This window comes from Haemophilus sp. HMSC61B11, from assembly GCF_001838615.1.
Taxonomy (GTDB): Bacteria; Pseudomonadota; Gammaproteobacteria; order Enterobacterales; family Pasteurellaceae; genus Haemophilus_D; species Haemophilus_D parainfluenzae_AD.
In genome coordinates this window covers 17,056-42,048 of the sequence record NZ_KV837996.1, presented here as the reverse complement: position 1 = coordinate 42,048, position 24,993 = coordinate 17,056, and the positions used below count along the sequence as shown (strand labels likewise).

Annotated in this window: 15 protein-coding genes; 6 read left to right on the top strand and 9 right to left on the bottom strand. The window is 38.4% G+C overall.

Annotated features, from left to right (window positions below; all coding sequences use genetic code 11):
- Nucleotides 1-85 precede the first annotated feature (85 nt).
- Together lptG and lptF are read right to left on the bottom strand one after the other, a co-directional pair.
- Nucleotides 86-1,159, bottom strand: coding sequence for an LPS export ABC transporter permease LptG (gene lptG, locus HMPREF3263_RS08130; protein WP_176747775.1), 1,074 nt, complete (start codon nucleotides 1,157-1,159; stop codon nucleotides 86-88).
- An 11-nt stretch (nucleotides 1,160-1,170) separates the two neighbouring features.
- Nucleotides 1,171-2,262 carry an LPS export ABC transporter permease LptF gene (gene lptF / locus HMPREF3263_RS08125; protein ID WP_005697287.1) on the bottom strand — a complete coding sequence of 364 codons (1,092 nt, stop codon included), beginning with the start codon at nucleotides 2,260-2,262 and terminating at the stop codon, nucleotides 1,171-1,173.
- 104 nt (nucleotides 2,263-2,366) lie between these two features.
- On the opposite strand from lptF, the gene HMPREF3263_RS08120 reads away from it, so the two are divergent.
- The gene (locus HMPREF3263_RS08120) at nucleotides 2,367-3,842 is read left to right on the top strand and encodes a leucyl aminopeptidase (protein ID WP_070853186.1); all 1,476 of its coding nucleotides are present in this window, start codon (nucleotides 2,367-2,369) and stop codon (nucleotides 3,840-3,842) included.
- 59 nt (nucleotides 3,843-3,901) lie between these two features.
- Here HMPREF3263_RS08120 and HMPREF3263_RS08115 read toward each other — a convergent pair whose 3' ends face one another.
- A complete protein-coding gene (locus HMPREF3263_RS08115) occupies nucleotides 3,902-4,753 on the bottom strand; it encodes an endonuclease/exonuclease/phosphatase family protein (RefSeq protein ID WP_070853185.1) in 852 nt (283 codons plus the stop codon).
- A 210-nt stretch (nucleotides 4,754-4,963) separates the two neighbouring features.
- Between HMPREF3263_RS08115 and ytfE the strand changes: the two genes are divergently transcribed.
- Nucleotides 4,964-5,638, top strand: coding sequence for an iron-sulfur cluster repair protein YtfE (gene ytfE / locus HMPREF3263_RS08110; RefSeq protein ID WP_005696334.1), 675 nt, complete (start codon nucleotides 4,964-4,966; stop codon nucleotides 5,636-5,638).
- Nucleotides 5,639-5,707: 69 nt separating this feature from the next.
- Here the strand turns inward: ytfE and HMPREF3263_RS08105 are convergent, their stop codons facing one another.
- The gene (locus HMPREF3263_RS08105; RefSeq protein WP_070853184.1) at nucleotides 5,708-7,645 is read right to left on the bottom strand and encodes an LTA synthase family protein; all 1,938 of its coding nucleotides are present in this window, start codon (nucleotides 7,643-7,645) and stop codon (nucleotides 5,708-5,710) included.
- A gap of 134 nt (nucleotides 7,646-7,779) precedes the next feature.
- Nucleotides 7,780-9,054, bottom strand: a complete 1,275-nt coding sequence (locus HMPREF3263_RS08100; protein WP_005697259.1) for a malic enzyme — start codon at nucleotides 9,052-9,054, stop codon at nucleotides 7,780-7,782.
- A gap of 201 nt (nucleotides 9,055-9,255) precedes the next feature.
- On the opposite strand from HMPREF3263_RS08100, the gene HMPREF3263_RS08095 reads away from it, so the two are divergent.
- From HMPREF3263_RS08095 to HMPREF3263_RS08080, 4 genes are all read left to right on the top strand, one after another.
- Nucleotides 9,256-9,885 (top strand): DUF1919 domain-containing protein, encoded by a 630-nt coding sequence (locus HMPREF3263_RS08095; RefSeq protein ID WP_005696338.1) that lies wholly within the window; start codon nucleotides 9,256-9,258, stop codon nucleotides 9,883-9,885.
- A gap of 9 nt (nucleotides 9,886-9,894) precedes the next feature.
- Nucleotides 9,895-10,593 carry a 16S rRNA pseudouridine(516) synthase RsuA gene (rsuA, locus tag HMPREF3263_RS08090; protein WP_049370486.1) on the top strand — a complete coding sequence of 233 codons (699 nt, stop codon included), beginning with the start codon at nucleotides 9,895-9,897 and terminating at the stop codon, nucleotides 10,591-10,593.
- 1 nt (nucleotide 10,594) lies between these two features.
- Nucleotides 10,595-11,794, top strand: coding sequence for a Bcr/CflA family multidrug efflux MFS transporter (locus HMPREF3263_RS08085; RefSeq protein ID WP_005697286.1), 1,200 nt, complete (start codon nucleotides 10,595-10,597; stop codon nucleotides 11,792-11,794).
- A gap of 252 nt (nucleotides 11,795-12,046) precedes the next feature.
- Nucleotides 12,047-13,573, top strand: coding sequence for a catalase (locus HMPREF3263_RS08080; RefSeq protein WP_049380332.1), 1,527 nt, complete (start codon nucleotides 12,047-12,049; stop codon nucleotides 13,571-13,573).
- A 79-nt stretch (nucleotides 13,574-13,652) separates the two neighbouring features.
- Here the strand turns inward: HMPREF3263_RS08080 and HMPREF3263_RS08075 are convergent, their stop codons facing one another.
- From HMPREF3263_RS08075 to HMPREF3263_RS08060, 4 genes are all read right to left on the bottom strand, one after another.
- Complete coding sequence (locus tag HMPREF3263_RS08075; RefSeq protein WP_070853183.1) at nucleotides 13,653-15,092, bottom strand: alanine/glycine:cation symporter family protein; 1,440 nt, start codon at nucleotides 15,090-15,092, stop codon at nucleotides 13,653-13,655.
- A gap of 135 nt (nucleotides 15,093-15,227) precedes the next feature.
- Nucleotides 15,228-16,145 (bottom strand): N-acetylglucosamine kinase, encoded by a 918-nt coding sequence (gene nagK, locus HMPREF3263_RS08070; RefSeq protein WP_049370490.1) that lies wholly within the window; start codon nucleotides 16,143-16,145, stop codon nucleotides 15,228-15,230.
- A gap of 184 nt (nucleotides 16,146-16,329) precedes the next feature.
- The gene (locus HMPREF3263_RS08065; protein ID WP_083327601.1) at nucleotides 16,330-23,988 is read right to left on the bottom strand and encodes a YadA-like family protein; all 7,659 of its coding nucleotides are present in this window, start codon (nucleotides 23,986-23,988) and stop codon (nucleotides 16,330-16,332) included.
- A gap of 248 nt (nucleotides 23,989-24,236) precedes the next feature.
- Nucleotides 24,237-24,977 carry a phosphatase PAP2 family protein gene (locus HMPREF3263_RS08060; RefSeq protein ID WP_005696346.1) on the bottom strand — a complete coding sequence of 247 codons (741 nt, stop codon included), beginning with the start codon at nucleotides 24,975-24,977 and terminating at the stop codon, nucleotides 24,237-24,239.
- Nucleotides 24,978-24,993 lie beyond the last annotated feature (16 nt).

The window sequence follows — 24,993 nt, the reverse complement described above, 5'->3', positions numbered from 1 at the left end:
AAGTGCGGTCAATTTTGACCGCACTTTTTTTAGCTAACAAAAAGGCGAACCTTGTCAGTTCGCCTTTTTGATTAATGTTTGTTAATTAATCTCGTTTTCTCGCAAGTAACCACCAAATGATTGCCATAAATAGGAGACTTGGCATCAGCGCACCTAAAAAAGCTGGTGCATTAAACACCACGCTCATTTGTCCAAAAATTTCATTAACGACATAGAACAAGAATCCAAAGCAAATCCCCGTTACAATTCTCGCTCCTGCGGTGATACTACGTAATGAACCAAAGATGAAAGACAATGCAAGCATCATCATTACCCCCACAGAAACCGGCTGTAAAATCTTACGCCAATAGGTTAATTCAAAACGACGAGAATCCTGTCCCGTTTGCTTTAAGAAAGCAATATATTCATACAAACCTGAAATGGATAATGATGTTGGACGTAATGAAACGGCCCCCAATTTATCTGGTGTTAAGCTTGTTGCCCAATCTTCAGTTAAGCGGTTTGTTGTGGTAATTTGCTCTTTTGATACCGCTGAATTATTCACTTGACGTAACTGCCATTGATTATTTTCTGCAGAATATTGCGCTTGATTCGCATGCTTCAAATGCGTGAGATTACGCTGGTCATCAAAAGTATAAATATAAATATCTTCTAATTTCGCATCATCTTTAATTCGACGCACATACACGAAATTATTACCGTCTTTAGCCCATACACCATTTTTCACTGAAAGCATTGAACCACCAGAAAGTGCACGAGTACGCATATCACGGGCAAACTGTTCAGTTTGTGGAATTCCCCACTCACCAATAATCATGGTAAAAAGTACCAATGGAAGTGCCGTTTTCATGACGGCTAATCCAATTTTAAAGCGAGAAAAACCCGCAGATTGCATTACCACTAGTTCACTACGGCTGGCTAAATTACCCAAAGCAATTAAGGCACCTAACAAAGCAGCCATCGGGAAAAAAGTTTCTACATCTTTTGGCATCGTTAAACCTGTATAAGCCACTGCTTGCCAAATATCATAAGAGCCTTTACCTACGCTACGAAATTGCTCTACGAATTTGATAATTGCCGAAAGGCCAACCAACGTAAATAGCGTGGCAAAAATTGCCCCTAAGATGCTTTTACCGATATAACGATCAAGAGTATTCATCAACATTGTTATTATCCTTTTCTGAATACACGACGGAATTTATGCATAGCGGTACTATCCCAACTATTCAGCACAATCCCTAAAATTAAAAAGGCGATATTTACCAATGGCATTAATAAACCTGCATCAAGCTTACCTGCACCACCCGCAGATTTAAACGAGCTTTGTAATAAGAAGTAAATTAAATAAAGCAATAATGCCGGTAAGATTTTCGCAAAACGACCTTGACGAGGATTCACTTTGCTCATTGGCACGGCGATGAGCGCCATTAAAGGCACCGCTAAAATTAAGGTAATGCGCCAATGCAATTCTGCTTTTGCCGCCGCACTTTTATCTTTTAATAATTGTTCAAAAGATAATTCAGCCGCTTCATCACTTTCTGTATTTGTCTCTTGATGGCCTAAATACGCTTGGTAATCATCAAAATGCGTAATACGGAAATCAGGCAGTACCGATGTACCTTCTACACGCAAGGTATTTTGTAAATTCAGTACTTGGTCGCCATTCGGTAAGGCTTTTAATTCGCCTTTTTCAGCAGTCACCACTGATGGCTTCGTTTGGCCTTTGGCTTTCATTTGGAAAAGATAAACATCATTGATTTGATTACCATTGATCTTATCAATAAATAAAACAAAATTATTGTTGCTCGTGGACATAAATTGCCCCGAAGTCAACGCGCCCATGGTGGGATTTGCTTTAGCATCTTCAACAATTGCCGCTTGTTTTTGAATCGCCCATGGGGAAAGCCACAAAGCGTTGTAAGCAGCCAAGCCCGCTGTGAGTAAAGAAAGAATTAACGCCACGCGAACAAGAATACGTTGGCCTACACCGCAGGCACGCATCACCGTAATTTCACTTTCTGCGTAAAGACGACCGAAAGTTAGCAAAATAGCGATAAATAAACATAATGGCAGCATTAATTGTGCCATTGTCGGCATCCCTAATCCGAGTAAAGAGAATACAAGATCAGCTGGCACTTTACCATTTGCCGCTGAACCAAGCACGCGAACAAGTTGTTGACTGAAGAAAATTAAAAGCAAAATAAATAAAATCGCAATCTGGCTTTTAAAGACTTCTTTTGTTAAGTATCGGGTTAATATCATTCTTTTTTCTAACTAAAACACATGGGAAACTGGCTAATTTAGATGGCGTATGATACCTTATTTCGACTGATTTAAATAGCAAATTAGCAACATAAGGAAATAACATGAAATATCAAGCAAACTCAACCGCACTTTCTCAATCAACCGATTGCCTTATCATCGGCATTTATGAGAACAATGAATTGACAAAAAGTTTCAATGAAATCGATAAAATCACAAAAGGCTACCTCAGTCAATTAGCTCAAAGCCAAGATCTTTCAGGTAAAATTGGCCAAGCGACTCTGCTTCATTCGTTACCGAATCTGGCAGCTAAACGCGTGTTAGTCGCAGGTTGTGGCAAAAAAGGGGAAACGACTGAACGCCAATTTAAACAAATAATCCAACGAGTTACCCAAACATTAAAAGAATTAACTATTCAACAAGCGGTAAATAATTTAACAGATGTGGAAATTAAAGATCGCAATCTATTTTGGAATGTGCGTTTTACTGTTGAAACCATCGAACATAGCCTTTATCAATTTGATGAATTTAAGAGCAAAAAAGCGGATGCTATCGCACTTCAAGAAATCGTTTTTAATACCGATGATTCACAAGCTCAGCAAGCTATTGCAGAAGCGCAAGCCATTGCAAATGGTGTAAAAGCTGCGCGTAATATCGCAAATATGCCGCCCAATATTTGTACACCTGCTTATTTAGCAGAACAAGCTAAAAAATTAGCTGAAACATCAACCGCACTTTCCCTCGATGTGATTGATGAAGAAGACATGACAAAATTTGGCATGAATGCGTATTTAGCGGTATCTCGCGGTTCGCAAAACCCAGCTTATATGTCTATTTTACATTTCAACAATGCGCCTGATAAAAATGCGAAACCAATCGTGTTAGTGGGTAAAGGCTTGACCTTTGATGCGGGCGGTATTTCTTTAAAACCTGCCGCAGATATGGATGAAATGAAATACGATATGTGTGGCGCAGCTTCTGTCTTCGGTACAATGAAAGCCATTGCAGAATTAAATCTCCCACTCAATGTTATCGGCGTATTAGCGGGTTGTGAAAACTTGCCTGATGGCAATGCCTATCGCCCAGGTGATATTCTCACCACGATGAACGGTTTAACCGTAGAAGTATTAAATACCGATGCGGAAGGACGTTTAGTACTTTGTGATGTGCTCACCTATGTAGAACGTTTTGAACCGCAATATGTGATTGATGTCGCAACCCTAACAGGTGCTTGCGTAGTTGCCTTAGGTCAACATAACAGCGGCTTAGTTTCAACTGATGATGTCTTAGCCGAACAGTTATTACAAGCAGCACAGCAAACCACCGATAAAGCATGGCGTTTACCATTAAGTGAAGAATATCAAGAGCAATTAAAATCACCATTTGCCGATTTAGCTAATATTGGCGGTCGTTGGGGCGGTGCAATTACTGCGGGCACATTCCTCTCTAATTTTACGAAAAAATACACTTGGGCGCATTTAGATATTGCGGGGACAGCTTGGCTTCAAGGTGCAAATAAAGGTGCAACGGGTCGTCCGGTGTCTTTATTAACGCAATTCTTAATTAACCAAACTAAATAATTAAGACCTAGGGCTAACATAACGTTAGCCCTAAAATTTCCCCAAAACCTGACCGCACTTTATTCCAATTCAAACGTCATCAATAATGGATTATGATCTGATGAAGTAACCACTTCTGATGTCGCACTGACCACTTTTACGCCTCGCGTAAAAATATAATCCAGTGGATAGCCTAAAAATCGCACTCGCTCATCTTGAGAGAGCGCCACAGAATCTAGTCCGTATTTTCGCATCAGATTATTCACTAAATTAAGACGATCTTCATTCCATGCATTAAAATCCCCCGCAATAACGATGGAGCCTTGATAATTTTCAATAAGTGAGAAAAGCTGTTCTAACTGGGTTTGATAAGCTGAAATCTCCCATTCAAAATTAATTAAATGCACATTGATAAGCAGCAAGCTATTGCCTTTTTCTAATGGCAAATTCATTACACTTGCCACTTTAGGAATTTGAATTATTGGTTCTGCTACACCACCACCGCAATACCATTCGGGTTGTGTTTGGGTGAATGTCTTGACACCTGATAAGAGCTCATTAAAAGAAAAAGAGGACACAAAAAGTGCGGTCGAAAATGTACTTAAATTTTGATATTGTGTCGCCTCTTGCAATAACACAAAATCAGCCTGTTTAGAGAGTCGTTCTAAATCCTCTTGCCAACCTTTATCTTGCCCTTTATGTACATTCCAAGTTATCAAATTAAAACGAGAACTGGCTAATTTAGGCACCGAATAATCAGCCTTGTCACATTTCATATTTAATTTGTTTTTAAAAGGAATATAACTCACTTTTTGTGACGTTTTTAGTTGAATAAATGTACGGTCAAAAATCGTTAAATTCGTAAAAAAATATCCAGCCCCTAAAACTACTAGCATCAAGCCAGCAGATAAAAATCGATAGATTCGCTTCATGATTATCCTCTCTCTATGCTCGAATAATAACACCTCATCAAAGCAATGCAACTTTCACTTTTAATACTCCTCGATACCTACAACACGGTAACTTTAACTTTTAGCTTTGATTTAAATCATACTTTGCTAAAAAAACCGTTGCATTTTCCTTTTATTATCTTAGTATTTTACTCAACTTCTAACTCTACCTCATCAATAAGGAGATTCATTATGTCTTTTGGAGATAAAAAATTAAGTGAAATCGCTGTCAGCGTACCCGGCTCAACTTCCCTACTTCGTGAATACGATTTGGATTTCTGCTGTGGTGGTTCCGATACACTTGCAAATGCAGCGGCAGAAAAAGGATTAAATTTAGCAGAAATTGAAACCCGTTTAACCGAGCTTCAAAATAGCAAAGCAGAAAACCCTGAAGAATATTGGGTTAATGCAACTTATCCTGAAATTATCGATCATATTTTAGTTCGCTACCATCAACGCCATCGTGAACAACTTCAAGAATTAATCGTCTTAGCGGATCGTGTAGAAAGTGTTCATGGCGATCGTGAAGATTGTCCAATGGGTGTTGCGGCTGAATTACGCAATGTCTATGAGGATTTGAGCAACCATATGATGAAAGAAGAGCATGTGCTTTTCCCAATGATCAAAGCGGGTAATTATATGATGGCACAAATGCCAATTCGTATGATGGAAATGGAACATGCTGAACATGGCGAACATTTGGAAGTTTTGAAATCATTAACAAACAATATGACGCCTCCGGCAGATGCTTGTAATACATGGCTTGCACTTTACAGCGGTATCCAAGAATTTATTGACGATTTAATGATGCATATTCATCGTGAAAATAATATTTTATTCCCACGTGTGATTGCTGAAAATCACTAAGCGAAAATCATATAAAGAAAAAGGGCGAAATCATTCGCCCTTTAAAATTAGCCTAAAACTGACCGCACTTTATTTCTCTTCACTGCCTTTATATAAACGATTTTTATACAAATAGCTGCCAAGTAAAGCATGCGCCAGTGCTTCTTTTTTCATTTTTTCCGGCACTTCTTTTTCAGTTAATGTGTCTTTTTCCTTATCGTAAACATAACCTTTTGCTTTGCTATTTGGGGTTTGGATAACGACATCATGATTACCTTTCATTAACGCTTGCGTTTGATCGAATTGCATAAAGGCACGATCAGGATTCACATCTTGCGTTAAATCAAAGCCAATCATTGGATAATTACCGCTTACGCCCGCAATAGAAAGCAAAGTCGTCGGCATATCAATTTGACTCACTAAACGACTGTCTCGGCGAGGCTCAACATGATCCCCTAAAATTAACGCTGGAATATGGAAATGCTTAATTGGTACTAAGCTTGCACCCGCTGCACGGGAATCATGGTCTGCAATCACCAAGAACACGGTATCTTTCCAATAATTAGATTGTTTCGCTAATTTGAAGAAATAACCAATGGCATAATCCGCATATTTTGCGCTGTTATTACGGGTTGCTTTTGGTTGTTCGTAAAGCTCAATTTTACCATCCGGAAATTCAAAAGGATCGTGATTGCTTGAACTGAATACTAAGCTAAAGAATGGTTTTCCTTCATTCTGTAATTGGGTAAAGGTTTCGTTCGCTTTATCAAATAAATCCTCATCACTCACGCCCCAAGTCGCAGTAAATTTCGGATTTTGATAATCCTTTTGATCGATAATATTTTGGAAGCCGTTGCCATAGAAGAAGCTTGCCATGTTATCAAAGTGCTTTTCACCACCATAAATGAAAGAAGTGTTATAACCTTGTTTAGCAAGTAAATCTGCAATGGTAAAGAAACCACTTTGACTGTTATTCAATTTCACTACCGCACGTGCTGGAGTTGGTGTGAAACCTGCTGTAGTAGCTTCAATACCACGTACAGAACGCGTACCAGTCGCATAGAGATTTTCAAATAACCAGCCTTCTTTGGCTAATTTATCAAATTCAGGTGAAAGTGGTTTTCCGCCTAATGTACCAACAAATTGCGCGCCAAAACTTTCTTCCAAAATAATGACAATATTTTTCGGTTTACCTTGGTAAGTGGCTTGGTTTTTCGTTAAGGTTGGAATCTTATCTGAAATATAATCACTTTCAGGACGGCCACGGCTTGCTTTAACAATACGCAACATTTCATCGGTATCCATTTTGCCGTACACCTCGGAAGATGAACCTTCATCTTTAAATTGCTGTGCCGCATAAAGAACTGAATAGCCTGAATTCAACACAAGAGAATTCACTAAACCATCGGAAGAAAAAGCCACCATTGCAGGGTTGACACCACGGTGTTGGAAACTAGAACGTGCACCTAAAAAAGCAACTGCAACCACAAGCAAGGCTACAACAGGACGTAATTTCCAGCTCATTGGGCGTAAATTTTTCACCGCATAACCAGACAGTTTCCAATAGCAAACGAATGCAACAACGGTAAAAATAAGGCTAAAAATGACCGCAGTTAAATGGCCTTCCATCAACATTGAAAAGACTTCTTTCGGATAAATTAAATATTCGATAAACAGACGGTTTGGACGGAAATCATAGGTTTCGATAAATGCCGGTGTCGCGAGTTCCATAAACAGAATAAACACACTACCAAGGGTAAGCCAGATACGTAAAATCATTTTCCAAATACGGCTATTATGAAATAACACCGTAAATAATGCTGGCACACCAAATAGATAACACAAAGCCACGATATCCATACGCAAGCCTTGTAAGAATAATTGCCCCCAGCCCGCTACCGCAGAGACGCGGTCTGCCTGCCAAATCGCAAGCCCAAGACGAGACAAGGTGAAAATAATCAGATTAATGATGACGAAGAGAAAAATCGGATATAAAGGAGAACGTGTTTGTTTTATTTTGACACTCATAAGTCCTAAGGGAATCACTACCCGTTGATTAATTTAAAGCACATTAATGTGCCATTCTTTCCATAGACAGATAAAAAAACACAAAGTGCGGTTAAAAACATCATCATTTTTGACCGCACTTTGAAAGAGAAGGATTAAGCTGCAACTAATGCTTTTAATTGTTTTTCATAAGCTGCCCAATCGGTAATTGGACGGGTTGCCACACCTGTTTCCATTGCTTTTTTCGCTACAGCAGAAGACACTGTAAATAATAAACGAGGATCGAACGGAGTCGGAATTACATAATCCGGCCCAAATGATAACGCACCATAATTAGCAATAATTTCTAATGGAACCGGTTCTTTCGCAAGACTCGCAATGGCATGAGAAGCCGCTAATTTCATTTCTTCATTAATCGCTGTTGCACCTACATCTAGTGCACCACGGAATAAGAATGGGAAACAAAGCACGTTATTAACTTGGTTTGGAAAGTCTGAACGACCAGTACAAACAATCGCATCTGGACGTACTGCTTTCGCTTCATCAGGCGTAATTTCAGGTACTGGGTTAGCCAATGCAAGAATTAATGGATTCTCCGCCATGGTTTTCACCATTTCAGGTTTTAACGCACCCGCTTTAGAACAACCTAAGAACACATCGGCTCCCTTAACGGCATCAGCTAATGTGCGCCAACCATTATCTTCAATGGCATAAAATTGTTTAGTTTCATCCATGTTATCGCCACGGCCTTTGAAAATCACACCTTTAGAGTCACACATGGTGATATTTTCTTTTTTGAAACCTAATGCACGAAGCAAGTTAGTACAAGCAATAGCTGAAGCACCTGCGCCATTTACTACTAAGCGAACATCTGCAATATTTTTACCAATAATTTCTAAACCGTTTAATGCTGCTGCACCGACGATAATGGCAGTACCATGTTGGTCATCATGGAATACCGGAATTCCCATTCGTTCACGCAATGCTTTTTCAATGTGGAAACATTCCGGTGCTTTGATATCTTCAAGGTTAATCCCACCAAAAGTAGGTTCTAATGAAGCGATAATATCGATTAATTTATCTGGATCATGTTCATTGATTTCAATGTCGAATACATTGATACCGGCAAATTTTTTGAACAATACCCCTTTCCCTTCCATAACAGGTTTGGAGGCAAGTGCCCCAATATTTCCTAAACCTAATACAGCAGTACCATTTGAAATCACAGCCACTAAATTAGCACGTGCAGTATAACGGCTTGCAGCTGAAGGATCTTTTTCAATTTCGAGACAAGGCTCTGCAACACCTGGAGAATAAGCAAGGGCTAAATCATGTTGGGTTTCTAACGATTTGGTTGGGGTGACAGCAATTTTTCCTGGAATTGGGAATTCATGAAAATCTAATGCAGCTTGGCGCAATTGTTCGCTCATATAAATATACTCCATTTTCACTTAGGTTAAATAAAATTTGCGCCATTATACTCTCTTTTTAAGAGAATTTTGTGACATACCGCAAAAATTTTACAAATTTATTACAAAAATATGAGTGAAATCGACCGCACTTTTTGTCTTTTCTTCACATTTCGAACCAAAAACGTTACTATGTCGCAAAAAACATGCAGGATGTAAATAATGAGTTTGTTTTCTAAATTTAGAAGTGCCATCAATAAATTACAACGGAAAGCGATTAACAAAACCTTCCAACAACGGTTAACCAACCAAGGCATGTCAGTAATTTCTGCAAACTGTGTCGGTGCATTTATTTTGCACGACCTCAATCAGCCTTTTAATTCTCCGTTTGTTAACCTTTATTTAGACCCAAGCGATTTTGTTCGATATCTACAAAATATCACATTCTATCAAGCACAACCGCTTCAATTTATACAAACAGAAAAACCGTATCCAGTTGGCCTATTAGGTGATCTTAAAGTGCACTTTATGCACTACCACTCCGAACAAGAAGCTCAGGAAAAATGGGATGCGCGCTCACAGCGTTTAGATTTCGATAACTTATTTATAATGATGACAGATAAAGATGGTGGAAAAGGTGCAAAATATGAGGATTTGCAAGCCTTCGATAACTTGCCTTATCCAAACAAAGTCGTCTTTACCCATAAGCCATATCCCGAATTAAAATCCGCTTTCTACATTAAAGGCTTTGAAAACGAAGGCGAAGTGGGCGATTTATTTACTTTTTCCGGTTGGAATGGTGAAAAATATTACGATCAGTTTGATTACGTCAGCTGGTTCAATCAAAAATAAGAGTTTACGATGCGACTAGATAAATTTATTGCCGAGAATACAGGCTTAACCCGTTCACAAGCCACCAAGGCCATTCGCCAAAGTGCGGTCAAAATTAATGATGAAATTGTGAAAAATGGGGCGACCAAAGTTAGCCAAGAAGATGAGATTTATTTTGAAGATGAATTGTTGCCTTGGGTAGAAGAAGGCCAATATTTTATGTTGCATAAGCCTCAGGGCTATGTTTGCTCTCATGATGATGACGACTATCCTACTATTTATCAATTCTTTGAACCGCCTCTTTCTAGCAAATTACATAGTGCTGGACGGTTAGATGTGGATACCACAGGACTCGTGCTATTAACGGATGATGGTCAATGGTCACATCGTATTACTTCACCAAAGCATCAATGCGAAAAAACCTATTTAGTGACCTTAGCCGATCCGGTTGAAAACCATTATGCTTCAGCCTGTGAAGAAGGCATTCTGTTACGTGGCGAAAAAGAACCGACTAAACCAGCCAAATTAGAGGTATTAGATGATTACAACGTGAATCTGACTATCTCTGAAGGGCGCTATCATCAGGTGAAACGAATGTTTGCCGCACTGGGTAATAAAGTCGTTGGGCTACATCGTTGGAGAATTGGCAACGTTGAATTAGATGAAAGCTTAGAAGAAGGCGAATTTCGTCCACTCACTCAGGAAGAAATCGACAATTTAGTGAAATAATATGAGCCAAAATATTAAACCTACCTTTATTTTTATCGCCACGCTCGGCATCCTCTCGATGCTACCGCCTTTGGGCGTGGATATGTATATTCCGTCCTTTTTAAATATTGCTGAAGACTTAAATATCAACTCCGAGCAAGTTCAGTACACGCTGACATTCTTTGCTTACGGCATGGCGGCAGGACAATTATTCTGGGGGCCCTTTGGCGATAGTTTTGGTCGCAAACCGATTATTTTATTAGGTGTCATTATTGGTGCTATCACCGCTATTATTTTAACCGGCATTCATTCTATTGGTAGCTTCACTGCACTGCGTTTCATTCAAGGTTTCTTTGGTGCTGCACCCGTTGTGCTTTCAGGGGCATTATTACGGGATTTATTTAGCAAGGATCAGCTTTCTCGAGTCATGTCCACCATTACACTTGTCTTTATGATTGCACCGCTTGTTGCACCAGTAATTGGCGGATATATTGTGAAATTTTTCCATTGGCACATGATCTTTTATGTGATCGGTGCGATGGGATTTCTTGCAGCATTGCTCGTCTTTTTCATTATTCCTGAAACCCATAAACAAGAAAATCGTATTCCACTTCGCCTAAATATCATTGCCCGTAACTTCATGATGCTTTCAAAACAAAAAGAAGTATTAGGTTATATGGCGGCCGCCTCTTTTGGTTTTGGTGGTTTATTTGCTTTCGTCACTGCGGGATCGATTGTCTATATCGGTATTTATGGTATTCCAGTCGATCAATTCGGCTATTTCTTTATGATTAATATCGCTATTATGACAGCCACGTCTTATTTAAATGGGAAGTTTGTGCTGAAGTTAGGTGCGGAAACCATGTTACAAATTGGTATTGCGGTACAATTTATTTCTGGAATTTGGTTATTTTTAACCGCACTTTTGGATTTCGGTTTTTGGTCAATGGCTATTGGCGTAGCCTTTTTTGTCGGACAAAACCCGCTCATATCGTCCAATGCCACAGCCTCTATTCTCGAAAAATTCCCAACGATGGCGGGTACCGCAAACTCATTAATGGGAAGTGTTCGTTTTGGTGTTGGCGCGGTGATGGGTTCTCTAGTAGCAAGCTTTAAAATGGAAACAGCTGCACCAATGCTCTATACAATGACAGCTTGCGTGTTTATTTCAGCCCTCTCTTACTATTTTCTGACTTATCGACATTCTAATTCAAGCAGCTAAATACTAAAAATTTTGTTCATAGCTAATAAAATAATTATTAGGTATGCATGGGAGCAATTGTTTCATTTAGAATAGTATTTTTGTGTAATTTAAAGTGAATACAACAGTCTTTCATTAAATTTTACACAAAACTCAAATCAATCCCACACCAATAGATTACCTTGATTAATTTAATAGATTTTAATCGTCAAAACCTTTTTGTATGATATTTACGAAATTTATCCCTCTATTTATTCATACAAGGAGTTAACTATGAGTTCAAAATGCCCTTTTTCGCATTTATCTACTACAAACTTGACTATGGGCAATGGCGCACCGGTAGCTGATAACCAAAACAGTTTGACTGCCGGTCCTCGAGGTCCATTACTTTCTCAAGATTTATGGCTTAATGAAAAATTAGCTGATTTCGTACGTGAGGTTATTCCTGAGCGTCGTATGCACGCTAAAGGCTCCGGTGCATTTGGTACCTTTACTGTCACACACGACATTACTAAATATACTCGTGCAAAAATTTTCAGCGAAGTAGGCAAGAAAACAGAAATGTTCGCACGCTTTACCACTGTTGCGGGTGAACGTGGTGCAGCTGATGCTGAACGTGATATTCGTGGTTTCGCATTAAAATTTTATACTGAGGAAGGTAACTGGGACTTAGTGGGTAACAACACACCGGTATTCTTCTTACGTGATCCTCGTAAATTCCCAGATTTAAACAAAGCAGTAAAACGCGATCCACGTACCAATATGCGTTCAGCCACTAACAACTGGGATTTTTGGACATTATTACCTGAAGCATTGCACCAAGTAACCATTGTTATGAGTGATCGTGGTATTCCAGCAAGCTATCGCCATATGCATGGATTTGGTTCACACACTTACAGTTTTTGGAATGAAGCAGGTGAGCGTTTCTGGGTAAAATTCCACTTCCGCACCCAACAAGGTATTAAAAACTTAACAGATGCAGAAGCAGCAGCTGTCATTGCAAATGATCGTGAAAGCCACCAACGTGATTTATATGAAGCAATTGAACGTGGCGATTTTCCTAAATGGACATTATATGTACAAATTATGCCTGAAGCGGATGCAGAAAAAGTACCTTATCATCCATTCGATTTAACTAAAGTGTGGCCGAAAAAAGATTATCCGTTAATTGAGGCAGGAGAGTTTGAGCTTAACCGTAATCCTGAAAACTTCTTTGCTGACGTAGAGCAATCTGCATTTGCACCAAGCAATTTAGTTCCAGGTATCGGTGCAAGCCCAGATAAAATGTTACAAGCTCGTTTATTCAACTATGCAGATGCGCAACGTTATCGTTTAGGTGTGAACTATCGTCAAATTCCAGTAAACCGTCCACGTTGCCCTGTTCATAGCAACCAACGTGATGGACAAGGTCGTGTAGATGGTAACTATGGCAGCCTACCGCACTACGAGCCAAACAGCTTCAGCCAATGGCAACAACAACCAGACTTTGCTGAACCACCACTTCGCATTAATGGTGATGCAGCACACTGGGATTATCGGAACGATGATAACGACTACTTCAGCCAACCGCGTGCATTATTTAACTTAATGAATCCAGAGCAAAAACAAGCATTGTTCAACAATACTGCGGCTGCAATGGGTGATGCACCTGAGTTCATCAAATACCGTCATATCCGTAACTGCTACTGGTGTGAGCCAGCATATGGCGATGGTGTTGCAAAAGCATTGGGCTTAACCGTTGAAGATGCATTAAAAGCACGTGAAACTGACCCAGCATTAGGTCAAGGTGGATTGTTATAAGTGCGGTCAATTTTATAGGCAGATTTTAAATCTAAAAATAAAGGCGGGAATTCCCCGCCTTTCATATTTCATTGAACACTTATTTCCAAATTCGATGCTCTAATACTCGCTTCTTAATTTCTGGATAAAGGTCAATTTTAAATTCAGGCTCTTTCCCCTCTTTTAATTGACGCTGATAATCTTTCATTAGCGTCCACACAATCGGGGAAAGTAAAACTATCGCGACTAGGTTAATAATTGCCATCACAGCCATCACAGTGTCCGCAAAATTCCAGACCACATTACCTGATTTTACCGAACCGAAATAAACGAAGAATAATACCGATAAACGGAATGCCCATACAAACCACGGCTTATTTTTAATAAAACGAATATTACTTTCTGCATAAGCATAGTTACCAATAATAGAAGAATAAGCAAAAAGTAATAAAATAAAAGCCAGAAAATGCACACCAAATTCGCCGACATGATAACGTAATGCATTTTGCGTTAAAGAAATGCTTTTTAACGTTTCGCTACCATAGTTATCAGAAAGCAGGATAATCACCGCTGTACAAGTACAGACAATCATGGTATCCACAAACACACCGAGCATTTGCACTAAACCTTGGCTAACAGGGTGTTTTACGTGAGCCGCAGCGGCCGCATTTGGTGCTGAGCCCATCCCTGCTTCATTAGAGAATAATCCTCGTTTAATCCCCATCATCATAGCTTTAGAGACCAAAGCACCAAACATCCCACCAGCGGCAGATTGAAAAGTAAAGGCACTTTTATAAATATTGGTAATTACAGTCGGGATTATATCAATATGCATACCTAAAATAATTACCGACATGATTAAATAAAAGAGTGCCATCATCGGCACTACGCTACTAGAAATGGTCGCAATACGTTTTACGCCACCGAAAATAATGGCGGCGGTCAATATCACTAAAACAAGACCAACATATTCACCTTGCCAATTCCAAGCATTTTTCGTTGCTTCCACAATTGAGTTTGCTTGTACTGAATTAAATGCAAAACCAAAGGTGAAAATCAGTGATAGGGCAAACGCTACCGCTAAGCATCGAGATTTTAAACCTTGTGTAATATAGTAGGCTGGGCCACCACGAAAAGAGCCATCTTTATCTTGAATTTTGAATACCTGTGCTAAAGTCGATTCTGCAAAAGCACTCGACATCCCAATAAATGCCGTTACCCACATCCAGAACACCGCACCTTCACCACCAAGTGCAATGGCTGTTGCTACACCACTGATATTACCCACGCCAACTCGACTTGCTAGCCCAGTTGCAAAAGCTTGGAATGGCGTTAAAGAATTACTTTCTGCCGCACGCCCAAACCACATTTCGCGTATACTTGCTGGGAAAAGACGTAGCTGTACTAAGCCTGTCGTAATCGTAAAAAATAGACCTACACCTAATAAAATAACAATGGTTATATTCCACAATGGCTCATCAAGATGTTCGATAACCCATGTTAATCCTTGTTCAATCCAGTTCCCTAATTCTGTCAGCATAAAAACCTCACTAAAAAATCAATGTTCTGATTGTAGAGAAACAAAAGAAAAAATCCAGTTTTCTTAAAGAAAAACTGGATTCTTGTCTTATAAAATAAAATTTATTTAAATTTTTACTGCATTTTTAAATTAAATCTATCTGCAGTTTAAAAATAATGCAGCGGCTCCACGAACACCACCCGAATCACCATGTTTTGCTTTTTTAATTGGTGGCACTTTTGCACTACGCATTAAATGAGCAGGCAATGCTTTGGGTAAGGCTTCATAAAGATAATCAAAATTCGATAAGCCACCACCTAACACAATCATATGAGGATCAAATGCAGTGATAATGTTACCGATAGAAATCGCCGCTAATTCAACAAAAATACGGACAAAATCAACCGCACTTTCCTCTTCTTCATAAAAACGGTCGATAATTTCTTTCGCTGATAATGCATCTCCTTTTAAATCACGGTATAACATTTCAAAACCACGACCAGAAATATACGTATCTAAACAAGCCTGATTGCCACAACCACATTGGTAAATTGGCGCTTTATCCCAGCCTAATAATTTTAAGGCATGATAATTTAATTGAAGGTGGCCTAACTCCCCTGCCATCCCGACTTGTCCTGAGTGAATTTTGCCATTAATTACAAAACCACCACCAAAGCCTGTCCCCAAAATAAGCCCTAATACAGAAGGATATTGAGTATTTTCCTCATCACAAGCTTCCGAGAGCGCAAAACAATTTGCATCATTTTCTGCTCGCACCTCACGATCTAAAACGCGTTCAAGATCGGCTAAAATCGGCTTATTATCTGCAACACGAATATTCGTCACTTCAGCAAGCCCGGTTGTTAAATTAACAAATCCTGGCAAGCCTAAACCTACTGTGCCTTTTTCACCAAAGTGGGCATCAGCACGTTCTACTAGCGTTTTGATCGCCTGTAACCAATCTTGATAATCTGTTTGTGGCGTTGGCACGCGCTCGGTATAAAGCTTTTCTAATTTTGCATTAAAAGCAGCCAATTCAATCTTTGTGCCACCGATATCAATACCGTAATACATATTGTCTCCTTAAAGAGCGGTCAAAATTAACAGAATTTTCTCACCGTATTTTCCTTGATATTTTAATGAAAATCTATGACAAAAATCATATTTTAAATAAACACTGAAAAATAAAAAAAGACTGGTTTTATCTCTAAAACCAGTCTTTAACTATTATCTAATAGATATTATTACTAAATGGCTATTACCATTGGTAACCAACACCTACAGAACCACCCACATCACCTTGGGTATTGGCATTACCTTGAAGTTTCAAGATAACTTTACCATTATCACTTGAACGTGAATAACCAATTGCTAGTGCATTTTGACCTTTGAAGGTACCTGCTGATGCTGCAACCATTGATTTACCCGGTAAGTAAACTTGTGGTAAACCAGCTGCGGCATTCGCACCGGCAATTCCTGCACGAGCTTCTTTATTGATCTTATTCATCTTACCGTAAACATCACCAAATTTATTGTCAATGTTTTGAACAGCTCGATGTAATTGTGAACCATTAACTGCATCTTTTGATGTCGCGTTAACTGCACCGTCTTTCACGTTAGTAATTTTTTGGTTACCCGCATTAACACCGTTATTGGTTACGCTAGGTCCTTTACCGTTGTTGGTTGTAATACCGTTATCATCAACTCGGGTTCCACCAATATTCACACTACCATTGTTATCAAGTGTAACATTGTTAGCTAACTGAACTTTTAACCCATTCTTACCATCATTAGTAATACGGATATTATCTTTAGAGGTTGCATCTTTTGCACCACCTTTGATATTCAAGTTAGAACCAAGAGTACGATTAACTGTTTTACCATCGTCACCGGTAAACTTCAAGCCATCATCCAAAGTTGCTACTTCACGAGTATTATTGTTGCTATCTGTATATTTAATACGTTCAACAGGTTTACCCGCATCTTTCTCATTTACAGTTGTTGTACCATTTTCGGTTCTTACTGTAATTGATGGAGATTTGCCATCAGCACCTTTAGGACCAGTTAAGCCGATAGAACCATCTTTGCCGTTAATCACGACTGATGAACCATCTTTACCGTTTACGCCAACTTTACCATCGACGCCTGGTTTACCATCTTTACCAACTGAACCAACTGTTACAGAATCAGATTTCAAGTCTTTATCTAAACCGATAACGACTTTACCATCTTTGGTCATCGTTTTGATGTTAGTTGCATCATAACGATCATCAGCTTTAGTACCTTCACCCACAATCTCAAGTTTTTCACCTAAGTTTTTGTGAATATCAGCACCGGATTGCGCACCAAAGTCTAAACCTTTATTAGTAAGCTCTACTTTAGTGTTGTGCAATTGTGAACCGTTTACAGCATCTTTAGATGTTGCACTAATATCACCATCTGCAACATTTACTACTTTATTACCGCCGTTATCTAAACCTTTATTGGTTAAGGTAACGTTAGTTTTACCACCTTCAGCTGCTTTGATAGTAATTCCACCATCATTCATTGTGGTTTTACCTGTGGTTACTGAAGTAAAGTCAACATCATCTTTAGTTGCAACAGTATAGGTTGTACTACCATCTGCATTTTTCTTAGGTTCAACAGTCACGTTTTTGCCTGCAGCTACTTTCGTTGTAGCTTGAGCAATACCGTCTTTCAACTGTTTAACATTCACAGCATCGGTGTCATCTTCACCAGCTTTGACATCGGTAATTTTGTTACCATCAACGCTTACATTTCCACCAGAGATTGTTGTTCCACCATCTTTAAACTCGATTTTTTGACCATCTTTATTTGAGATAGAATCAATATTCTTCAAGTCTTTAGCAAGTTGAACTTCTAAGGTACCTTTACCATCGGCTTTAACATTGACGTTACCTGATGCTGATTTAAATGCATCAGATGCAGCTTTATCAATGCCTTCACCTTTAATAGTGACTAACGTATTTAATTTATGGCTATTAACGACTTCATTATTGCCTGTAAATTTCAAGCCATCGTTAAGTGTTGCCACTTCTTCCTTATCACCATTTGGTTTTTCGTAAACGATACGGGTCTTAGTTTTACCGTCTTTACCATCGTTACCATCAAGACCTGCTTGACCTTGCGCAACAGTGATTTTACCGTTAGAACCATCTTTACCGTTGATGCCGATAGTACCGTCTTTACCATTTAAGGCAATGCCGTCTTTACCATCTTCACCTTTCAGGCCGATAGTGCCATCTTTACCGTTGATAGAGATACCATCTTTACCATTTTCACCTTTAACTGTGATAGTACCAGGTTCTTTATCATTACCAATGGTGACATCTTTGTTTAAGCCAACTTGTAATTTCGCTTTACCGCCTTCTTCGATAACTTTAGTGGTTACACTACCGTCACCTTTAACTGTTACAGTCTCACCAAGTTTAGCTTTAACATCATTACCATTTTCGTCAGTTAAACCAAAGCCATTATTAGTAATATTACCAATAGTATCTTTCAAATCACCAACATTAACTGCATTATTTAAAGTGTTTCCAGTAGCATCTTCCAAGGCAACTTTATTTCCTGTTGCGTCTTTCAAGCCACTATCAACATTAACGATTTGGTTTCCACCGTTATTTAAGCCCTTATCAGTTACACTAACTGTTTTAGTGTTATCTGCATCTTTTGGTGTCACAGTTAAACCATTGCCATTGATAACAGATTTATTGCCTGTTGTTTCATCAATGAATGTTGCGCTAGTTAAGTCTTGTAGCTGTTTAGCCATCTTCAGAACTAGCTTGCCAGCATCGTTGTCAACACGTAAGTTTTTATCTGTCACTGCAGCATTCGGATCTAATTTACCTAAAATTTCTAGCTCTTCATTTAGTTCTTTAGCAATAGAATCACCCTTATCGCCTTTGAATTTTAAGCCATCTTTTAAGGTAGCAACTTTTTCATTATTCACAACTAAACGAGGTTTAGTTTCACCATCTTTACCGTTCACACCTGCAGGACCTTCAGCAGTCTTAATGGTTACAGCATTCTCTCCATCTTTGCCTTTCAAGCTGATTGAGCCATCTTTACCATTAATTGCGACACCTGAACCGTCTTTACCATTCACACCAATTTGGCCATCAACACCGTCTTTACCATTTTCACCTTTTTGGCCGACAGTTACATTGTCTGCAGTAAGATCTTTAGCAAGACCAACTACAACTTTGCCATCTTTAGTCATGGTTTTGATGTTAGTTGCATCATAACGATCATCAGCTTTAGTGCCTTCACCCACAATATCAAGTTGATCACCTAAATTTTTGTGAATAACTTCACCCGATTGTGCACCAAAATTTAAACCTTTTTTAGTTAAATTATTGGTAATTTGATCACCTGTAGCTTTTAATTGTTCTTCCGTTGCGGCACGTCCTTTAGTCGCAAAATCAGAACCATCAATAGTTTTGTTAGTTAAGCTTGTAATATCACCTGTTTTCGCATCCAATTTGATTGGATTATCACCTGCGACATTAACAACTTGATCAGCTGCAAATTCAACTTTACCGTTACCATCTTTGTTTGTGATTGATGTAATATCAGTTAATGCACCCTCAACATTCACTTTATATGGATCTACACTTGTACCAGTGCCTGTTACAGTTGTGTTTTTACCATTTACAAGTGCTGTTTTTGAATCTTTTAACTGTTTAACAGTCACAGCATCATTATCTTCTGTGCCTTCAGCAACATTTTTAATTTGCTTATTACCACCATCGATACCAGTCTTAGTTATACTTGGACCATCTTTAATAGTTAAGCCATTATTGTTAATTGTTAAATCATCGCCAAACTTAATTGAACCAGCATCAGTTAAATTGATATCTTTAGACAATTGAACATTTAACTTACCATCTTTGTTATTCACGCCAATGTTGTTTTCTGTCAATTTAGTTTTATCTGCACCACCTACAATATCAACTTTTTGGTTAAGTTTTTTCGCAATTACTTTAGAGTCATCTGTTTGACCATCATCTCCTGCGAATTTCAAACCATCATCCATTGTTGCAACTTCACGAACAATATCTTTGCCGTCTTTGCCTTTAATTGGATTACCGTCTTTATCTTTCGGTGTGTAAACAATACGTTGTGATTTATCTGTACCTGGCTCTTGGTTCACTAAAGTTTGTGTACCATCATTTGTTGAGATATCAACAGATTTACCGTCGCTACCATCTGCGCCTTTAGGACCAGTTAAACCGATGTGACCAACGCCATCTTTACCTGCAATAGATACAGCGTCTTTACCATCTTTGCCAGTGATTCCGACTTTACCATCTTCACCTTTAGCACCATTTGGACCAGTGATAGTTACACCATCTTTACCATCAACACCATCTTTACTATTAACCACAACTTTATCTAAGTTAGTTAAGTTGCTATCTAAGGAATAGGTATAAGTATGATCATCACCATTAAGCGTTTGTTTAACTTTTAAGTTTTTACCTGCGTCGAAGTTTACCACTGCACCCGGTTTCACTTTCGTTGCGGTTGATGTGCCATCAAGTTCACCTGTTGATTTAGTTGCATTTGCTAACCAACCACTGTTATTGATTGCTTCAACAACAGTTTTCACAGTTGCTAAGCCATCATTACCATTGACACCAGTTTTACCATCTACACCATTTGTGATATTACCAGTCTTCACATCATACTTGACCACACCATTTTCAGCTACTGATGCAGTGGTGAAGTTACCATCAGTGAAATCTAAACCTTTATTTAATGTTACAGTTTGCTCATTTGCACCATTTGCTTTGTATTTAATATTAAATGCATCAGCTCCCGGTACATTCGCTTTTACTTTATATGTAGTACGACCTACAGCATCAGTTGTATTCGTTACAGTAACAGAACTATCAGCGGCTTCAACGATGGTTCCTAAACCAGTAATCACTTTTTTGCCATCATTATTGATGTTAGAAAGATCATTTTTAGCCACACCAGTAATCGTTGCTGTCATACCATTAACAACATTACCTTTACCATCTGTGTAAGTTAAACTTACATTACCATCGTTACCTACTGCATAAGTAGTATTAGTAATATGTTTTTCATCATCTAAATTAGCAACAGTTTTATCGCCATATTTAATACGATCACCCTCGTATTTAATTGTGGTATTACTACTGTTATCGCCAAGTTTAATCTGTTTGGTTTCAACACTGTTTAAACCTTTAAGATCTTTTGCTAATTTAATTGCTAAACCACCTGTAGCAGCACTTGGATTGCTCTCACCAATAACACCAATATTGTTATCAGATAGATTGTTTTTATCAGCACCACCAGTGACATTCAATGTTTCGCCTAATTGACGATTTACTGTTACATCTGCATTATCACCTTTAAAGTTTAAACCTTTAGCAATATTCTCTGCATTCTTGGTGATATTTTGCGCATTTTTAGTAATATTTTGTGCATTATTTGCGATATTATTCGCATTGTTAGTCACATTTTGGTTAGTTGCGTGAAGCTGTGAACCATTTACGGCATCTTTACTGTCTGCAGAAATTTTACCATCTTCTACATTAGTAATTTTCTTATTGCCAGCATTAACGCCATCTTTAGTTACGCTTGGACCATTTTTAATAGTTAAGCCTTTATCATCTAAAGAAGTATTGCCAGTAGTGACATTAGTGAAAGTGACATTTTCTTTTGTCGCAACAGTTAAGTTTTTCTCATTTTGAGTAATCTTAATGTTATTTCCAGCTGTAAATGTAACGGTATCACCCATTGCAACTTTTTTCTCAGCATTACCGCTTACTTCACCGGTACCTGTTTGCGCTGCTGTAATTTTCCAGCCTTGTTCAACACGTGATGCTACGGCATATAATTGAGAACCATTAATCGCATCTGTTGAATTAGATTCTACATGACCTGCAGCTACATTTTTAATTTGACGCTCGTTGCCTTTTTCACCAACGCTTACAAAACGACCTGCATCTTTTGCTTTACCTTCAAAAGTATAAGTGTGGCCATCAATTTCTTTACTTGCTACAGTTTCAGTTGCATGCGAACCATCAGCTTTTGAGCTATCACCCAAGATCACTGAACCATTTGTCGCAGCGGTAATATTTGCACCAATTGCAACGGTATTTTTACCATTTACTTTCGTATTACGGCCGATAGCAACTGAATCTACAGCAGCAGCGTTTGTTCCTGTTGATTCACCTAATGCAATAGAACCTGCACCTTGTGCACCTTTATTATCGTAGTTACTACCTGCAGTTTTTGGATCAATTGTTGATTTAACACTTACATAGTTTGTTTGTGCCAATTCAACCGCTTCTTTTACATTATGAAGGGTTTGATTCTTAATTTCAAAATCAGGCGCTTTATAGGTATATCGACCATTACCATCAACGGTATAACCATTGTAATTTGGTCCTGCGATAGATTTCGCAAGATTATCATTTACTTCAGATAATTGTTTAACATTTACCGCATCAGTATCTTCACGACCAGCAGCAAGATTTACTAAACGACGCTCTTTACCTTTATTTGCAATCGCAACTACACCGTTTTCAATTTCAAAGCCATCATTCGTATATTTTGCATTTTTATTTTTGATATCTTCTTGATTGATAATGGTGCCATTACCTAAAGCCAATGAGTTATTCGCATTAGATTGAGCGCCTTCACCGATAGTCATTGCACCTTTTTTAGTTGCTTTAGAATCTTTACCGATAGTGATTACATTTTCATGTAAAGCTTGTGCATTACCACCAAATGCAATCGAGTTAGCCTCACTGGCATTTGCACTACTACCAAATGCAATACCATCTTTCTTATGAGCCTTAGCTTCTACACCAAATGCAATAGAATTCTCGCTACCACCTAATGTATTATAACCAAACGCAATAGATTTATTGCCCGATGCTGATGAACTTGTACCGAATGCAATCGCTTTCGCAGCAGGTGTGTTTGGACGAGTTACATTTCCTTCAATATAAGCATCTTTACCAAGAGAAAATTCACCAGTTTTTGCAAGAGAACCAAAAGCAAAAGAGTCATCACCATTGGTTTTAGCACCAGAACCAATTGCAACAGAACGATCACCATTTGTTTGTGTATTATTTTCACCATCATATCTAGTTCTTCTTGCTTCACTACCAGAACCTGGTAAACCATCTAATGTTTTAGGTGCTGTATTACCAATTGCAATAGATTGATCACCATTTGCTGTAGCGGATGCACCAAATGCAAAACTAGCAGAACCTTTTGCATATGCCACAGAACCAATAGCAGCAGAATAATCACCAATTGCTGCAGATTGACGCATCATTGCTAATGAGTTAAAGCCTGCTGCACGTGAAGCTGTACCAATAGCGGTAGAACCTGTATTCGTTGCATGAGAAAATGCACCAATAGATGTTGCTAACCCACCTGATGCATCTGAGTAATCACCAATTGCGATACCATTAGATGAACCAGCATCATCCAATGCATTACTTTTGTTACCAATAGCAACACCATATGCTGTTAATCCATTATCTGCATATGAATCAGCTCTGTTACTAGCTCCATTAGCATTAGCATAAGACTTATTACCTGGATTCTTGTAATCATATGCCCAAGTCAACGCGGCTCCTTGTTTAGGGGTAGCTGTTGCTCCACTCTCAGAAAACCACGAACCATTATTGTTAGAGGCGGTTCCACCAATTGCTACATATGCATGCGCAGCAAGTGGCGATAACGCAAATGGTATCGCAAGTGCGGTTGTTTTTAATAACGTTGAAACTGCTGAAGAGGTTTTCTTCACGCTAGAAACTGAAGATACCGGTTTTACTTTTGATAATTCAGATACAGCGACCCATACTTGGCTAGAACTACACCAAATTACCTTAAAAATCTTGTTCATTTAATTCATCCTCATAAAATTAAAATCATAAAAATATTGCTAAAATTTGTTAAATTACAAATAACTCATCATTATTCGCGGGGGGTATTATAGATCAATTAGCCACCAATAACATCTAATTTACCAACATTTACATTTCTTGACATTACATTCCAAAAATAAACTTTTAATATACATTTCCTGACCAAATATTTAATTACCAATCATTATCAACTAGTTAATCAACAATGAGGAAATAGTTTGCTGATTTAACTAGTCAACTCCTCTTTTGTAGAAAAGATATTTTTCCGTTGTAAAAAATTGAAAATAACAACATGTACAACCCATGCTGAAATTATTGCAATCAACAGATCAATTGGGTAATGCATACCTAAACGCACTCGACTAATCAACATTAATACGCCCCAAATTGTCATCGCTCCAATAAGCAATTCTGCTTTAAAAGAACGATTGCCCAATAATTGGCTAAACCCTACGGCTAACATAAGCCAAGTCGCTGCGAAAATAGAATGCCCTGATGGAAAAGAATAACCCGTTTCATCTTCATAATGCGCTTTTAACCAGGCTGGCGTATCTGCTTGTGTAGAATAAAATTTATCCACTAATTTTGCACGCTCTGAACGATCTTGATGATAAAAAGCATCTGTAGTGCTTTCTGTTTTTTCCGCTAAATAGACAGTGAAAGGACGCGGCTCAGCAAAAACCGTTTTTAAGCCCGTTTTAATCACTTGTGTAGATAATACCGACAAGCCCATTACAATCACGCCCATAATCCACTGTTTACGATTTTCAAAAAGAAAACGGAAAAGTAAAGCAAACACACCACAGGTAATTAAAGCATAAGGCACACTACCGGTTTCGGTTAAAAGATAAAGCCAATAATCCCATTCCATTAATTGGTTGTTTCCATGCCAATGATAAGCAAAACCCCAAACAAAAAATGGTACAAGACAAAGGAATAACGTATATAATGACAGCCTTTTAAACATTGTTGCCTCTTGATAA

Bases quoted from the DNA above. Each gene is read 5' to 3' on its own strand.
- HMPREF3263_RS08115 (WP_070853185.1), bottom strand. From the start codon at position 4,753: ATGAAGCGAATCTATCGATTTTTATCTGCTGGCTTGATGCTAGTAGTT.
- HMPREF3263_RS08105 (WP_070853184.1), bottom strand. From the start codon at position 7,645: ATGAGTGTCAAAATAAAACAAACACGTTCTCCTTTATATCCGATTTTT.
- HMPREF3263_RS08085 (WP_005697286.1), top strand. From the start codon at position 10,595: ATGAGCCAAAATATTAAACCTACCTTTATTTTTATCGCCACGCTCGGC.
- ytfE (WP_005696334.1), top strand. From the start codon at position 4,964: ATGTCTTTTGGAGATAAAAAATTAAGTGAAATCGCTGTCAGCGTACCC.
- HMPREF3263_RS08080 (WP_049380332.1), top strand. From the start codon at position 12,047: ATGAGTTCAAAATGCCCTTTTTCGCATTTATCTACTACAAACTTGACT.
- HMPREF3263_RS08065 (WP_083327601.1), bottom strand. From the start codon at position 23,988: ATGAACAAGATTTTTAAGGTAATTTGGTGTAGTTCTAGCCAAGTATGG.
- lptF (WP_005697287.1), bottom strand. From the start codon at position 2,262: ATGATATTAACCCGATACTTAACAAAAGAAGTCTTTAAAAGCCAGATT.
- HMPREF3263_RS08060 (WP_005696346.1), bottom strand. From the start codon at position 24,977: ATGTTTAAAAGGCTGTCATTATATACGTTATTCCTTTGTCTTGTACCA.
- HMPREF3263_RS08100 (WP_005697259.1), bottom strand. From the start codon at position 9,054: ATGAGCGAACAATTGCGCCAAGCTGCATTAGATTTTCATGAATTCCCA.
- rsuA (WP_049370486.1), top strand. From the start codon at position 9,895: ATGCGACTAGATAAATTTATTGCCGAGAATACAGGCTTAACCCGTTCA.
- HMPREF3263_RS08075 (WP_070853183.1), bottom strand. From the start codon at position 15,092: ATGCTGACAGAATTAGGGAACTGGATTGAACAAGGATTAACATGGGTT.
- nagK (WP_049370490.1), bottom strand. From the start codon at position 16,145: ATGTATTACGGTATTGATATCGGTGGCACAAAGATTGAATTGGCTGCT.
- HMPREF3263_RS08120 (WP_070853186.1), top strand. From the start codon at position 2,367: ATGAAATATCAAGCAAACTCAACCGCACTTTCTCAATCAACCGATTGC.
- HMPREF3263_RS08095 (WP_005696338.1), top strand. From the start codon at position 9,256: ATGAGTTTGTTTTCTAAATTTAGAAGTGCCATCAATAAATTACAACGG.
- lptG (WP_176747775.1), bottom strand. From the start codon at position 1,159: ATGAATACTCTTGATCGTTATATCGGTAAAAGCATCTTAGGGGCAATT.